The organism is Sphaerimonospora sp. CA-214678, assembly GCF_050942215.1.
In the GTDB taxonomy this organism is placed as follows: domain Bacteria; phylum Actinomycetota; class Actinomycetes; order Streptosporangiales; family Streptosporangiaceae; genus Sphaerimonospora.
Genome location: NZ_CP192056.1, coordinates 2,860,820 through 2,874,475, shown reverse-complemented (window position 1 = coordinate 2,874,475; position 13,656 = coordinate 2,860,820). Strand labels below are relative to the sequence as shown.

Sequence of the window (13,656 nt, the reverse complement as noted above, 5' to 3'; positions counted from 1 at the left end):
CTGCACAATCAACCCTTTCCGCGCATCCAGATCAAACCGCCGGAGCAACCTCGCGGAGCAGTCGCGGAACATCCTGCCGGAGCGACTCGAGGGCGCCGGCCGAGCCGCCGGCGATCAGTACGGCGAGGCGGCGTCCTGGCGCTCTCCCTCGTCGAACGGGCCCTCCGGCTCCGCGTCGGCGACATCGGAGCCCTCCCGGCCCGAATCCCGCCGACGCAGGGCCGCGATCCCGGCGGGCACGGCCGGCGCGAGGATGATCGCCGCGGCGGTGTTGACCGCGCGGAAGCCGCCGAGGGCGAGGATCGGCCCGGCCAGCGCGGCCGCGGCCGCTCCCGCGTAGCTCATGCCGGCGTCGGTGACGCCCTGCAGCGGCACCCGGACCCGGGCCGGGGAGGCCTTCGACAGCAGCACGGAAGCGGAGATCAGTGACGCCGACCAGCCGGCGCCGAGGATGGTCAGCGCGACCGCTGTGAGGGTTCCGCCCGCCGGCGTGGTCGCGGCCAGGAAGCCGAGCACCAGCGCCACCGAGAGCATCGCGACGCCGCCGAACGCGACCCGCATCGCGCCATACCGGTCCGCCAGCCAGCCGAAGATCGGGCTGAAAGCGTACATTCCTATGATGTGGAGACTGATCACGATCCCGACCACCTGCAGCGTCATTCCGTGATGCTGTAGATGCAGCGGCGTCATCACCATCACCGTGATCATCACCGCGTGCGCCGCCGCGATGAGGACCACGGCGAAGCGGGCCACCGGATGCGCCGCCGCCCAGCGCAGCGCGGCCAGCGCACCCGTCTGCCCCGCCCCGGCCGGACCTGATCCGGCGCCGGCCGCGCTCTGCGCCCGTGCGGCCGCTGCCGCCGCTGCCGCCTGGGGCCGTACGGCAGGCCGGAACAGCAGCGCGACCACCGCCGCCGCCGACGCGAACGACAGGATCGAGAACAGGTAGGGACCGGACAGCCCGGGCAGCCCCAGCCGGATCCCGAGCCTGTCCCCGACCTCGCTGAGGTTGGGCCCGGCCACCGATCCGACGGTGGTCGCCCAGATCACCGTCGACATCGCCCTGGCCTGGGCGGCGGGCGGGGTGTCGTCCACCGCCGCGTACCGGGTCTGCAGGTTCACCGCCTGTGCGACGCCGAAGAGGGCCAGCGCGGCCAGCATGACGACGATGTTGGAGAGCACGGCGGCGGCGATGATCAAAGCGCCGCCGGCGACGGAGATCACATAGCCCAGGGTGAGCGACCAGCGCCGCCCGCGCCTGGCGGCGACAGCGGCCAGCGGCACCGCGGCGATCGCCGCGCCGAGCACGTTCGCGGCCGAACCCAGCCCCGCCATGGTCGTACCGCCGACCTGCTCGATCAGCAACGCCCCGACCGTGGCACCGGAGGCGACGCCGACACCACCGAGCAGGTTGGCGACGACGAGAACCCCGATTCTACCGAAACCGCCCACTGAGCTACCTTTCATTTGCCTGGAGACATCATCTGGCATTCGGGTAGAAGTCCGGCACGGATTTTCCATCCGTGACTGCGGATCGGCCGCTTGGGCGTAGCCGGCGACCGGCGGCACCGGCAATTCGGTCTCGATCTGTTCCATGTCAGGGGAACCGCCGACAAGACCACGACGGCCGGGCCGCCCCTGCCATGAGGGCGATGGCCGCCACCGCGGCGGCCGAAGCAGAACCTCGAAGAGTCTTCAGGAGCCCCTGAGTCCGGGTGCGCCACCCGCCGCGCCCGCCGGCACACCGCTCAGCCGGAGAGTTCCGCGTTTTCGCAAGATCACGAGGGTGAGATGCCACTTGACCGGCTTCCTCCATTTATCTAAAGTACTAGCATCATAGATAAATGGAGGAAGTGGTGATCGAGTTCCATCTGGACGGCAGGTCCGGCCTCTCGCCGTACCTGCAGCTGGTCCAGCAGGTGCGGCACGCGCTGCGGCTGGGGCTGCTACGCGAGGGTGACCGGCTTCCAACGGTCAAAGAGGTGGTGGCCCAGCTCGCGATCAATCCCAACACCGTGCTCAAGGCGTACCGGGAACTCGAACACCACGGGCTCGTCGCCGCCCGCCCCGGTGTCGGGACGTTCGTCACCCGGACGCTGACCGACGCCACGCTCGCCGCACACGGACCGCTGCGGCAGGACCTGCGGCGCTGGCTGGCCAGGGCCCGCCGGGCCGGGCTCGACGACGAAAGCATCGAGGCCCTGTTCCTGACCACCTTTCGGACCACCGCCGAGGAGGACATAGCATGACCGCCGCTTTGCTGGCCCGGCGGCTGGGCAGGAAGTTCCGGCGGCACTGGGCGCTGACCGGCTGCACGCTGGACATCCCGGCCGGGCACGTGACCGGCCTGGTCGGGCCCAACGGCGCGGGGAAGTCCACGCTGCTGAACCTGGCCGCCGGGATGCTCGCCCCAACGACGGGCACCATCGAGGTGTGCGGCGGCGTACCAGGCAGCGGTCCGGCGCAGCTGGCCAAAGTCGGCTTCGTCGCCCAGGACACCCCCACGTACCCCACCCTGACCGTGGCCGACCACCTGCGCCTCGGCGCCCGGCTCAACCCGAACTGGGACGACGCCCTGGCACACCGCCGAATCGAGCGGCTCGGCCTGGACCCGGGCCGGCAGGCCGGGAAGCTGTCGGGCGGTCAGCGCGCCCAGCTCGCCCTGACCCTGGGCGTCGCCAAACGGCCCGAGCTGCTGATCCTGGACGAGCCGGTCGCCGCCCTGGACCCGCTCGCCCGGCGGGAGTTCCTGCAGGACCTGATGGAGGCCGTCGCCGAGCACGGACTCAGCGTCGTGATGTCCTCCCACCTGATCGCCGACCTGGAACGGGTCTGCGATCACCTCGTCGTGCTGGTCGCCGGGCAGGTGCGGCTGGCAGGAGAGGTCGAGGAGATCCTGGCCGCCCATCACCGGCTGAGCGGGCCACGCCGCGATGCCGCCAAGCTGCCGGCGGACCAGGAGGTCATCTCGGCCGGCCATACCGACCGGCAGTCCACGCTGGTGATACGCACCGAGGCACCCATCCTCGACCCTGCCTGGACCGTCAGCGCCGTCGGCCTGGAAGACCTCGTACTGGCCTACATGAGCCGCCCCGCCGAGGCCGGCTCCGGCCCGCGCCCCACCCTGGAGGTGCTGCGGTGATCTGGCTGACCTGGCGGCAGTTCCGCGCCCAGGCCACGGCGATGTACGGCCTGCTCGCCGTGCTCGCCGTCGTCCTCGTGATCGCCGGACGTCCGCCGCACGGCGTCGTGCGGCTCGCCCCGGCCGACAGCAGGCTGTACTACGCCGGCGTCGTGGTGATGTACCTCCTGCCCGCCGTCATCGGCGTCTTCTGGGGCGCTCCGCTGGTCACCCGGGAGCTTGAGGCCGGCACCCACCGCCTGGTGTGGAACCAGAGCGTCACCCGGGCCCGGTGGCTGGCCACCAAACTCGCGTTCACCGGCCTGGCCGCGATGGCCGCGGCCGGGTCGCTCAGTCTCCTGGTCACCTGGTGGGCCGGTCCCGTCGACGCCGCCAGCCGCCCGGCCACGATCCCGGTCGGGGCCGACACCGTCACCGGCATGCCCGACCCCGAGTCGTTCGCCGCGCGTATCTCGCCGCTGCTGTTCGGCGCCCGGGGGATCGCGCCCATCGGCTACACGGCCTTCGCCTTCGTCGCCGGCGTCGCCGCCGGGATCCTGCTGCGCCGCACCGTGCCCGCCATGGCCGTCATGCTCGCCGCGTTCGCCGCCGTCCAGATCGCCGTGCCCTTCGCGGTGCGCCCGTACGTGATCCCCGCGATCCAGGAGACCGTCACGATCACCGCGGAGAACATCTCGAAGGTGGGGGTGAACAGCTCCGGCGAGGTGGAGGAACTGGCCGTGGCCGGGCCACCGGGCGCGTGGGTCCTGGGCAACGAGACCGTCGACGCCGCCGGCCGACCGGCCACGGTGCCGTCCTGGGCGGCGGCCTGCCTGCTGCCGCCGCCACTGGAGCAGGCGTCCCCGTCAGGTCCGGTGATCGACCGAGAGTGCCTCACGAGGCTCGCCGACCTCGGCTACCGGCAGCGGGTGACCTACCAGCCCGCCGGCCGTTTCTGGGCCCTGCAGGGGATCGAGACAGCGATCTTCCTTGCCCTGTCCGCACTGGCGGCCCGGCTCTGCCTCAGGTGGATCCGCAGCCGCCTGTCCTGACCGGTCTGTCATCCCCCTTTCGAAAGGACCACTGTCTCCATGAGTCATGCGATCGAACCGTGTCATGCCGCCGACCGACGCACCGGCATCGGCCGGGCGGTCGTCGCCGGGCTGCTCGCCATGGCGGCCACCACCGCCGGCGCGTCCGCACCCGCCGCCGCCACGCCCACGGCCGCATCCGCGACCGGGCCGGACGGCACGCCGTACCTGCCCAAGCCGACCGGCGGGCACGCGGTCGGCACCACGGCCCTCTACCTGAAGGACACCTCCCGCCCCGACCCGTGGGTCCCGGAGATGAAGGCCAGGGAGCTCATGGTCTCCCTGTGGTATCCGGCGAAGTCTCCCGGCCGCCACCGGGCACGGTACATGACGCCGAAGGAGTCCGAGCTCCTCCTGGAGGACGGGGGAATCACGGGAGTTCCCCTGGACGTCCTGAGCAGGACGCGGACCAACGCCTTCACCGATGCGAAACCGGCCGGGAAAAAGCACGGCCTGCCCCTCATCGTGCTCTCCCCCGGCCACTCCAAGCCCCGCAGCGAACTCACCTCGCTCGCCGAAGACCTGGCCAGCAGGGGCTACGTGGTGGCCGCGATCGACCACACCTACGAGAACGTCGCCACCACCTTCCCCGACGGCCGGGTGACCACCTGTGTCACCTGCAAGATCAAGAAGGACCCGGCGTGGTGGGAGAAGCTGGTGAACAGCCGGGCGGCCGACGTCTCCTTCGTGCTCAACCAGCTCACCGGGTCGCGTGCCGAATGGAAAGGCACGCGCCTGATCGACCGATCACGGATCGCGATGGCCGGTCACTCCGTCGGCGGAGCGAGTGCCATAGCGGCCATGGTCGGGGACTCCCGCATACGCGCCGGAATCGACATCGACGGCAGCACGTACGCCTCGATCCCGGACAGCGGGCTGTCGCGGCCGTTCCTGTTCCTGGGCAAGCCGTCCTCGTACACTCCCGGATCCGGCAAGCCGGAGGTCGCCGGCTGGGAACACGACTGGAAGCTCATGACCGGATGGAAGCGCTCGCTGCTCGTCACGGGGGCCGCCCACACCTCCTTCACCGATCTCGGCATGCTGGGCGACCAGTTCGGCATCGACCTCGGCGCCGACATACCCGGCCTACGCTCCGTGGAGATCACCCGCAGGTACGTCGCGGCCTTCTTCGACCTGCACCTGCGCGAGAGGCGCCAACCTCTGCTGAACGGGCCGTCGGCGCGTTACCCCGAGGTCGAGCACTGCTCGGTCGAGAAGAAGATCTGCCGTTAGGACACCAGGCCCGCTTCGTAGGCGATGATCGCGGCCTGGACGCGGTTGCCGACGCCGAGGCGGGCCAGGACGGCGCTCACGTAGGCCTTCACCGTCCCCTCGACGAGATGGAGCCGGTTCGCGATCTGCGCGTTGGACAGCCCCGAACCGAGCAGTGCCAGCACCTCCCGCTCACGCGGCGTCAGGCCCTCGATCTTGGTCCGCGCGGCGGCGGCCCGGCGCATCCGTCCCCCGCTGAGCTGTGTGATCACCCGATGCGCGACCCGGGGAGACAGGTACGCCGCCCCGCCCGCGACCGCCCGCACCCCGGCGATCAGCCCTGGTGATCGCCGTGGCGGCGCTGGGCGCCTTCACCGGCGACCATGTCTCCTATCTCCTCGGGCGAAGCGGCGGGCGGCGGGTGGTGCGGCGGCTCAGACCGGGTGGGCGTGGCCGTACGGTGTTCACCTGGGCGGAACGTACGCTCGCGCGGCGTGGCGGCCTGCTGCTGGTGGTCGCCCGCTACATTCCGGGAGGCCGTACGGCGGCCACGACGACCGCCGGCGCCGTCGGCTACCCGCCGGGGCGGTTCTCCCTCTTCGACGCGGTCGCCGCCTCCTCCTGGGCCGTGTACTCGACCATGATCGGCATGGTGGGCGGCGCGGCTTTCGAGCACGACCCGGTCAAGGGTCTGCTGCTCGGCCTGGGCATCGCCCTCACCGTCACGGCCGTCACCGAGGTGATCCGCTGTCTGCGCGGCCGCCGACCGGCGGACGAGGCCGCCGTGACCGGGATTCGCCGGGTCGCCGGAGGCGAACTCGAGCCGGACGACCCGATCGACGGCCGCGAGCACTACCTCTGCCGGATCGACCGTCCGGGCCCGTCCGTCCCGCCCTGAGCTCGCTCGCGAGTGCCGCCGCCCGGGGTCTCCGTTCCCGGCCGATCCGCCCGCCGCGAGCCGGTGCGTTCGACGGCCGCCGACCCGGCCCCGGCAGCGGACACGGATTCGGCCTTCGTCTCGGTTTCGGCCTTCGTCTCGGTTTCAGCCGCGGCTTCAGCTTCGGCCTTCGTCTCGGCTTCGGCCGCGGCTTCGGCTTCGGCGATCCGGCGGTAGGCGCGGTCGCGGAAGCGGAGGACCACCGCGGCCAGCGTCGCGGCGACCAGCGATCCGGCCAGCACCGCGACCTTGACCTGCGCGTCGCGACCGGTGCCGAAGGCCAGTTCCCCGATGAGCAGGGACACGGTGAACCCGATGCCGGACAGGATCGCCAGCCCGGCCACATCGACCCAGGAGAGCCCCTCGTCCAAATCGGCCCTGGTGAACCGGGCCACTCCCCAGGTGGCCGCCGTGATCCCGATCGGCTTGCCGACGACGAGCCCGACGACCACGCCGAGCGCCACCGGATCGGCCAACGCCTCGGCCAGACCCGCCGGACCGCCGAGTGACACGCCGGCCGACAGGAACGCGAAGACCGGCACGGCCACTCCGGCGGAGATCGGCCGCAACCGGTGCTCGAAGTGCTCGGCCGGTCCCCGACCTGCCTTCCGGCCATCGCCCCGCGCACCCGCCAGGACAGGCACGGCGAAGCCGAGCAGCACACCGGCGACCGTGGCGTGCACGCCCGAGGCGTGCATCAGCGCCCAGGTCGCGACCGCCGGCGGGAGCAGCAGCCACCACGAGTGCGCGCCACGCCGCGCCAGCACGGCGAAGACGGCCAGCGGCAGCAGGGACGCCAGCAGGGGGATCACCGACAGCTTCGCCGTGTAGAAGACGGCGATGATGACGATGGCGAGCAGGTCGTCGACCACCGCCAGGGTGAGCAGGAACGTCCGCAGCGCCGAGGGCAGGAAGCGGCCGACGACGGCGAGCACCGCCAGCGCGAACGCGATGTCGGTGGCGGCGGGGATCGCCCACCCCCTGGCCGCGCCGGGGACGCCGAGGGTCACCAGCGTGTAGCACACGGCGGGGACGATCACACCGCCGACCGCGGCCGCGATCGGCACCGCGGCGCGGCGCGGATCGCGCAGGTCACCGGCGACGAACTCGCGCTTGAGCTCCAGTCCGGCGACGAAGAAGAAGATCGCCAGAAGGCCGTCGGAGGCCCAGGCGGCCAGGTCCAGATCGAGGTGCAGCGCTGCGGGTCCGAAGGTGTGAGCGCGAAGCGACCGGTAGGCGTCCGACCAGGGAGAGTTGGCCCAGATCATGCCCAGCACCGCGGCGGCCAGCAGCAGCATTCCGCCGACGGTCTCCCTACGCAGGACGTCGGCGATGCGGCGGGTCTCCACCCCTGAGCCCGAGGTGAACAGCCCCTCGTGATCGAGCCGCTCGCCACGATCCGGCGGGGGCCCCTGGGCGGACCGGGAGACGGACCGGGAGACGGACGGGCGTGGCGCCGGCGGCGAAGGGTCGGTCACGGTCGCTCCATACGAGAAGACGGATCTGCCACTTTGCCGACCAGGCTTCCCGGCGCACCGCCACCGACTTTACCTTCACCTCCGCCATCGGCGGGCATGGCCCCGGGAAAGGAAGGGGACGCACCGCAGAAGGGGGCACGGGCGGATGCCCGTGCCCCCGGTCGAGACTGAGGTCAGTCACACTCCTCCTCGCTGGACAGGCTGGACTGGCTGGACTGGCCGGACCAGCCGGCCTCGCTGGACTGACTGCTGAACGACGCCGACGCCGGGCTGGTGAACGACACCTGCCGTGCCTCGGTGACCAGCCGGGTCTCGGTGACCGGATGGCTCTCGGTCACGAGCCGGGTCTCCCTGACCGGACGGCTCTCCGTGACCAGCCGGGTCTCGGTGACCGGACGGCTCTCGGTCACGAGCCGGGTCTCCCTGACCGGATGGCTCTCGGTGACCATCCGCGTCTCGGTGACCGGGCGCTGGAAGGTGACCTGCCGCGTCACCGGACGCGACTCTGTGACCAGCCGGGTCCGGGTGACCGGACGCTGGTAGGTGACCCAGCGGGTGACCGGACGCGACTCGGTCACCATGTGCGTCTCGGTGACCGGGCGCTGGAAGGTGACCTGCCGCGTCACCGGACGCGACTCGGTCACCATCCGCGTGTACGACACCGGACGCTGATGGGTGACCATCCGCGTCTGGGTGACCGGACGCTGGGTCGTGACCATCCGCGTGTACGACACCGGACGCTGATGGGTGACCATCCGCGTCTGGGTGACCGGACGCTGGGTCGTGACCATCCGCGTGGTCGTCACGGGCCGCTGGTAGGTGATCGTGCGTGAGACCGACACCGGGCTCGCGTACGACGCGACCTCCTGACTGCTGATCGCCCGGCTGCTGATGCCGCTCTCGCGGATGGAGCTGATGCCGCTCTCGCGGATCGATCCGAGCCGGCTGTAGGCGGCCTGCTGACCGATCAGCTCACCGCTGTATGAGCTCTCCTGGGCGTATCCGCTCTCCGATTCCTCCTCGCCGTATCCGTGGACGCCGGGGATCGCCGCGCTGGGCGAGGCCACCGCCGCAGCCAGACCCGGAGTGTGATTGGTCGTCGTGGCCGAGGCCGCCGCGGGCCAGAGCGCGACGATTCCGAGTACCGCCGGACCGAGCAGTAATGAGAATCGATTGCCGTGCATAGAGATACTCCTCTTCGATCAGATCGCATTGGGCGATCAGGTCGTATCTCAATCGTTGGCACCGCCGTCCCAGCACGTCCAGGCGAATTGACCTTTCTTAGCACGATCAGATCGCCATTCCGTGTAATCGAATGGACATGCACAGACGTACGCCGTCCCGTCATGGCGTGCGCTTGCCCCGCCATATCGAACGCGAGGGATTCGCACCTCTGACGGCGAGTTTGCCGGTCCCGCCTTGCGGCTTTACCGAAACACGCTCACAATCGTTTCTTCTTGATATCGGGGCGGCCGGGCCGCTGGCCGCCTCCGGCGTCAGCTCACACGTTCCTGCGGTACTGGCCGCCGATTTCGAACAGCGCCTCGGTGATCTGGCCCAGTGAGCAGACGCGGGCGGCGTCCATCAGGACCTCGAAGGCGTTGTCCTGCGACATGGCCGCCTGCCGCAGCCGGGACAGGGCCGCTGGCGCCTCGTCGGCATGGGCCTCGTGGAAGCCGCGCAGCCGCTCCAGCTGAGACCGCTTCTCCTCCTCGGTGCCGCGGGCCAGCTCCAGCGGACCATGCTCGACGTCGCCGTCGGGGTTGCGGAAGGTGTTGACTCCGATGATCGGCAGGGAGCCGTCGTGCTTGCGCTGCTCGTACAGCATCGACTCGTCCTGGATCTTGCCGCGCTGGTAGCCGGTCTCCATCGCCCCCAGCACGCCGCCGCGGTCGGAGATGCGCTCGAACTCGGTCAGCACGGCCTCTTCCACCAGGTCGGTCAGCTCGTCGATGATGAACGACCCCTGCAGCGGGTTCTCGTTCATGGCCAGGCCCCACTCGCGGTTGATGATGAGCTGGATCGCCATGGCCCGGCGCACCGACTCGGCCGACGGTGTGGTGACGGCCTCGTCGTAGGCGTTGGTGTGCAGGCTGTTGCAGTTGTCGTAGATCGCGATCAGCGCCTGCAGCGTGGTGCGGATGTCGTTGAAGTCCATCTCCTGGGCGTGCAGCGACCGGCCCGAGGTCTGGATGTGGTACTTCAGCTTCTGGGCCCGCTCGCCGGCGCCGTACCGCTCGCGCATGGCGACCGCCCAGATCCGCCGCGCGACCCGGCCGAGCACGCTGTACTCGGGGTCCATTCCGTTGGAGAAGAAGAACGACAGGTTCGGCGCGAAGTCGTCGACGTCCATCCCCCGGGCCAGGTAGGCCTCCACGTAGGTGAATCCGTTGGCGAGGGTGAAGGCGAGCTGGCTGATCGGATTGGCCCCGGCCTCGGCGATGTGGTAGCCGGAGATCGACACCGAGTAGAAGTTGCGCACCCCGTTGGCGATGAACCACTCCTGGATGTCGGCCATCATGCGCAGGCTGAACTCGGTGGAGAAGATGCAGGTGTTCTGCCCCTGGTCCTCCTTGAGGATGTCGGCCTGGACGGTCCCGCGCACGGTGGCGAGCGTCCGGGCGCGTACCTGCTCGGCCTCCTGCGGCGAGGGGGCACGGCCGTGCTCGTCGTGGAAGCGGTCGAGCGCCTGGTCGAGCGCCGTGTTGAGGAAGAATGCCAGGATGGTCGGCGCCGGGCCGTTGATCGTCATGGACACCGAGGTGTTCGGCGCCGACAGGTCGAACCCGTCGTACAGCGCCTTCATGTCCTCCAGCGTCGCGATCGACACCCCCGAGGTCCCGACTTTTCCGTAGATGTCGGGGCGCTCGTCCGGGTCGTGCCCGTACAGGGTGACCGAGTCGAACGCCGTGGACAGCCGCGTCGCCGGCTGCCCCTCCGACAGCAGCTTGAACCGCCGGTTGGTGCGGAACGGGTCGCCCTCCCCGGCGAACATCCTGGTCGGGTCCTCGTCGGCCCGTTTGAACGGGAAGACCCCGGCGGTGAACGGGAACCGGCCCGGCAGGTTCTCCGCGCGCAGGAACCGCAGCAGGTCCCCGTGGTCGGCGTACCGCGGCAGGGCGACGCGGGGGATGCGGTTGCCGGAAAGCGTGCCCCGCCACAGCGGGGTGCGCAGCTCCCGGTCGCGGACCTTCACCACGAACTCGTCCGCCCGGTAGGCCTCCGCCGTCGTCTCCCATTCGGCCAGCAGCACGCGGCTCTCCGCGTCGATGCCGGCCTCGGCCCGGGTGAGGAGCGCGTCCAGGGCGGCGGTGTCGGCGCCCTCGGCGGCGACCAGCTCACGGGCGTGCGCCAGGTGCTGCCGGCGGCGCACCGCATCGGCCTGCTCGCCGGTGCGGGTGTGGTAGGCGCGGATGGTCTCGGCGATCTCCGCGAGGTAACGCGTCCGGGACGGCGGCACGACACCGGCGGTGACCTTCGACGTCGTGCCCTCCACCCGCGGCAGCAGGTGGGGCCCCGCGGGCAGCCCGTGCTCACCGAGCAGGTCGCGGAGCCGCTGGTACAACGCGGTCACGCCCTCGTCGTTGAAGCGCGAGGCGATCGTCCCGAAGACCGGCATCTCCTCCGGCGGGACCCCGAACGCCTCCCGGTTGCGCACCAGCTGGCGGCGCACGTCGCGCAGCGCGTCCTGCCCGCCCCGGCGTTCGAACTTGTTGATCGCGACCGCGTCCGCGAAGTCGAGCATGTCGATCTTCTCGAGCTGGGAGGCCGCCCCGAACTCCGGGGTCATCACATACAGCGACACATCCGCGTACGGCACGATGGCCGCGTCGCCCTGTCCGATCCCCGGGGTCTCCACGATCACCAGGTCGTAGCCCGCCGCCCGGCAGGCCGCGATCACGTCGTCGGTGTAGCCGGGCAGTTCGCGCGCGCTCCTGGTGGCCAGCGACCGGAAGTAGATCCCGCCACCGGCCAGGCTGTTCATCCGGATCCGGTCGCCCAGCAGCGCTCCCCCGCCGCGGCGGCGGGTCGGGTCCACCGCCACCACCGCGACCCGCAGCTTGTCCTCGTAATCGATCCTGATCCGGCGCAGCAGCTCGTCGGTGAGGGAGGACTTGCCCGACCCGCCGGTTCCGGTGATGCCCAGCACCGGGGCCCTCCGGTCGGCCGCGGCGCCCCGCAGCTCCTCCAGCCACTCCCCGTCGGCCGCGCCGGACTCCACGATCGTGACGGCCCGTGCCAGCGCCCGCTGATCGCCTCCCGTGACCGCCGCGACCGAGGGCGGACGCTCCGCCGCCAGGTCCACGTCGCACGCCGCGACGATCGTGTTGATCATCCCGGCCAGGCCGAGCCGCTGCCCGTCCTCAGGGGAGAAGATCCCCGCCACCCCGTAGGCGTGCAGCCGCTCGATCTCCTCGGGGATGATCACCCCGCCGCCTCCGCCGTACACCTTGACGTGCCCGGCTCCGCGCTCGCGCAGCAGGTCGACCAGATAGGTGAAGAACTCCACGTGGCCGCCCTGGTAGGAGCTGATCGCCACGCCCTGCACGTCCTCCTGGACCGCGGCGGTGACGACCTCCTCCACCGACCGGTTGTGCCCCAGATGGATGACCTCGGCCCCCTGCGACTGCAGGATCCGCCGCATGATGTTGATCGCCGCGTCGTGACCGTCGAACAGCGCCGCCGCCGTGACGATGCGAACCGGGTGCAGGGGAACGTGCATCGAAGTCGTCTCCTAAGGCAGCGCGATCACAGGCCAAACTACTAGGATGTCCTAGCAAAATACTAGGACATCCTAGTAAGCCGCGCCGGAAAGATCTACGACCGCCGCACGGTCAGGCGGCGGCGTCGCCGTCCTCGGAGAGCTCGAACCACATCACCTTGCCGGTCGGTGTGCGCGCGCCGCCCCAGCAGCAGGCCAGAATGTCGAGGATGTGCAGACCCCGCCCGCCCTCGCCGAAGTCGTCGGCGTCCTGGATGGAGTCGGTTTTGGGCAGCGTGTGACCGGTGTCCTCCACCTCGCATCGCAGCAGGTTCTCCTGCGCGATCAGTGTGAGCCGGATGGGTCCCCGCGCGTGGCACACGGCATTGGTGGTCAGCTCGCTCACCAGCAGTTCTGCGGTGTCGGACAGCCCGTCCATCTCCCATCGCTCCAGGCTCGCGCGGGTGAGCCGGCGCGCGGCCGCAGGCGAGCGCCGACCGGCGGGCAGACACCAGGAGAGCGACCTGATCTCAGGCTCCTCCACGAGCTGGACGACGATCTCGCCGAGAAGGCGTCGCGCGGCCCGCCAGCGCGCTCGTACCGGGACCCGCTGCCCGGGGTCGGACCGGCCGGCGGCGCCGAAGATCATGGCCGGCGGGCTCACGCCGCCCGTCCCAGCACCTCACGACCCGCGGGCCGGCGGGAGGGCACGCTGCGCCCGTCCGGCAGCAACTCTCCCCAGTCCTCGAACAGCACGACACCGTTGCACAGCAGACCCCAGCCCTGCTCCGGGTGGAACGCCACCAGGTAGGCGGCATCACGGTCGGCTGCGTCGGCGGACGGACACGGCGGCTGGTGCTGGCACATGGTCGGCTTCCTTCCGGCTGGGACCTGCTGGCGACCTCGAGGGGCTGGAACGTTCTTTACGACGTTTTCAGCATGCCCTCCCAACCTCTACTGCGGACGGGGGAAAACCCCCACAGCGGTACCTATTTCGCCCTATATGGGTAGCACGTCCCCAATCTACCCGTTCACGAAGGTAGATCCCCCACGCCCTCACACACTCACACCCCGGAGAAACCGTCCGAACCTGCATCGTCCACGCCTTCGCCGCC

Annotated in this window: 11 protein-coding genes and 1 pseudogene; 5 read left to right on the top strand and 7 right to left on the bottom strand. The window is 70.7% G+C overall.

The window, feature by feature from the left end; genetic code table 11:
- Nucleotides 1–114 precede the first annotated feature (114 nt).
- On the bottom strand, nucleotides 115–1,452 hold the full coding sequence (locus ACQP1K_RS12860) for an MFS transporter (protein ID WP_433501108.1): 1,338 nt from the start codon (nucleotides 1,450–1,452) through the stop codon (nucleotides 115–117).
- Between the two features lie 392 nt (nucleotides 1,453–1,844).
- Here ACQP1K_RS12860 and ACQP1K_RS12855 point away from each other — a divergent pair, with 392 nt between their 5' ends.
- The 4 genes from ACQP1K_RS12855 to ACQP1K_RS12840 are packed head-to-tail and all read left to right on the top strand — an operon-like array spanning nucleotide 1,845 to nucleotide 5,445.
- Nucleotides 1,845–2,249, top strand: a complete 405-nt coding sequence (locus tag ACQP1K_RS12855) for a GntR family transcriptional regulator (protein WP_433501107.1) — start codon at nucleotides 1,845–1,847, stop codon at nucleotides 2,247–2,249.
- Nucleotides 2,246–3,142 (top strand): ABC transporter ATP-binding protein, encoded by an 897-nt coding sequence (locus ACQP1K_RS12850; protein ID WP_433501106.1) that lies wholly within the window; start codon nucleotides 2,246–2,248, stop codon nucleotides 3,140–3,142. The genes ACQP1K_RS12855 and ACQP1K_RS12850 overlap by 4 nt, the downstream gene beginning before the upstream one ends.
- Nucleotides 3,139–4,173, top strand: a complete 1,035-nt coding sequence (locus tag ACQP1K_RS12845; RefSeq protein WP_433501105.1) for an ABC transporter permease — start codon at nucleotides 3,139–3,141, stop codon at nucleotides 4,171–4,173. The genes ACQP1K_RS12850 and ACQP1K_RS12845 overlap by 4 nt, the downstream gene beginning before the upstream one ends.
- 39 nt (nucleotides 4,174–4,212) lie before the next feature.
- The gene (locus ACQP1K_RS12840) at nucleotides 4,213–5,445 is read left to right on the top strand and encodes an alpha/beta hydrolase family protein (RefSeq protein WP_433501104.1); all 1,233 of its coding nucleotides are present in this window, start codon (nucleotides 4,213–4,215) and stop codon (nucleotides 5,443–5,445) included.
- On the opposite strand, the pseudogene ACQP1K_RS12835 reads toward ACQP1K_RS12840, so the two are convergent.
- A pseudogene (locus ACQP1K_RS12835) lies at nucleotides 5,442–5,762 on the bottom strand (response regulator transcription factor); the annotation flags it as partial. The gene ACQP1K_RS12840 and the pseudogene ACQP1K_RS12835 sit on opposite strands and share 4 nt — an antisense overlap.
- Before the next feature lie 5 nt (nucleotides 5,763–5,767).
- On the opposite strand from ACQP1K_RS12835, the gene ACQP1K_RS12830 reads away from it, so the two are divergent.
- On the top strand, nucleotides 5,768–6,322 hold the full coding sequence (locus ACQP1K_RS12830) for a DedA family protein (RefSeq protein WP_433501103.1): 555 nt from the start codon (nucleotides 5,768–5,770) through the stop codon (nucleotides 6,320–6,322).
- Here ACQP1K_RS12830 and nhaA read toward each other — a convergent pair.
- The 5 genes from nhaA to ACQP1K_RS12805 all read right to left on the bottom strand — a co-directional run bounded on the left by nhaA (nucleotide 6,277) and on the right by ACQP1K_RS12805 (nucleotide 13,408).
- A complete protein-coding gene (gene nhaA / locus ACQP1K_RS12825; RefSeq protein ID WP_433501102.1) occupies nucleotides 6,277–7,839 on the bottom strand; it encodes a Na+/H+ antiporter NhaA in 1,563 nt (520 codons plus the stop codon). The two genes, ACQP1K_RS12830 and nhaA, sit on opposite strands and share 46 nt — an antisense overlap.
- A gap of 173 nt (nucleotides 7,840–8,012) precedes the next feature.
- Nucleotides 8,013–9,023 (bottom strand): hypothetical protein, encoded by a 1,011-nt coding sequence (locus ACQP1K_RS12820; RefSeq protein ID WP_433501101.1) that lies wholly within the window; start codon nucleotides 9,021–9,023, stop codon nucleotides 8,013–8,015.
- A 317-nt stretch (nucleotides 9,024–9,340) separates the two neighbouring features.
- A complete protein-coding gene (gene icmF, locus ACQP1K_RS12815; RefSeq protein WP_433501100.1) occupies nucleotides 9,341–12,562 on the bottom strand; it encodes a fused isobutyryl-CoA mutase/GTPase IcmF in 3,222 nt (1,073 codons plus the stop codon).
- 112 nt (nucleotides 12,563–12,674) lie between these two features.
- Entirely contained in the window at nucleotides 12,675–13,205 is a 531-nt protein-coding gene (locus ACQP1K_RS12810; protein ID WP_433501099.1) for an ATP-binding protein, read from the bottom strand.
- On the bottom strand, nucleotides 13,202–13,408 hold the full coding sequence (locus tag ACQP1K_RS12805; protein WP_433501098.1) for a DUF5999 family protein: 207 nt from the start codon (nucleotides 13,406–13,408) through the stop codon (nucleotides 13,202–13,204). The genes ACQP1K_RS12810 and ACQP1K_RS12805 overlap by 4 nt, the downstream gene beginning before the upstream one ends.
- Nucleotides 13,409–13,656: the final 248 nt, after the last annotated feature.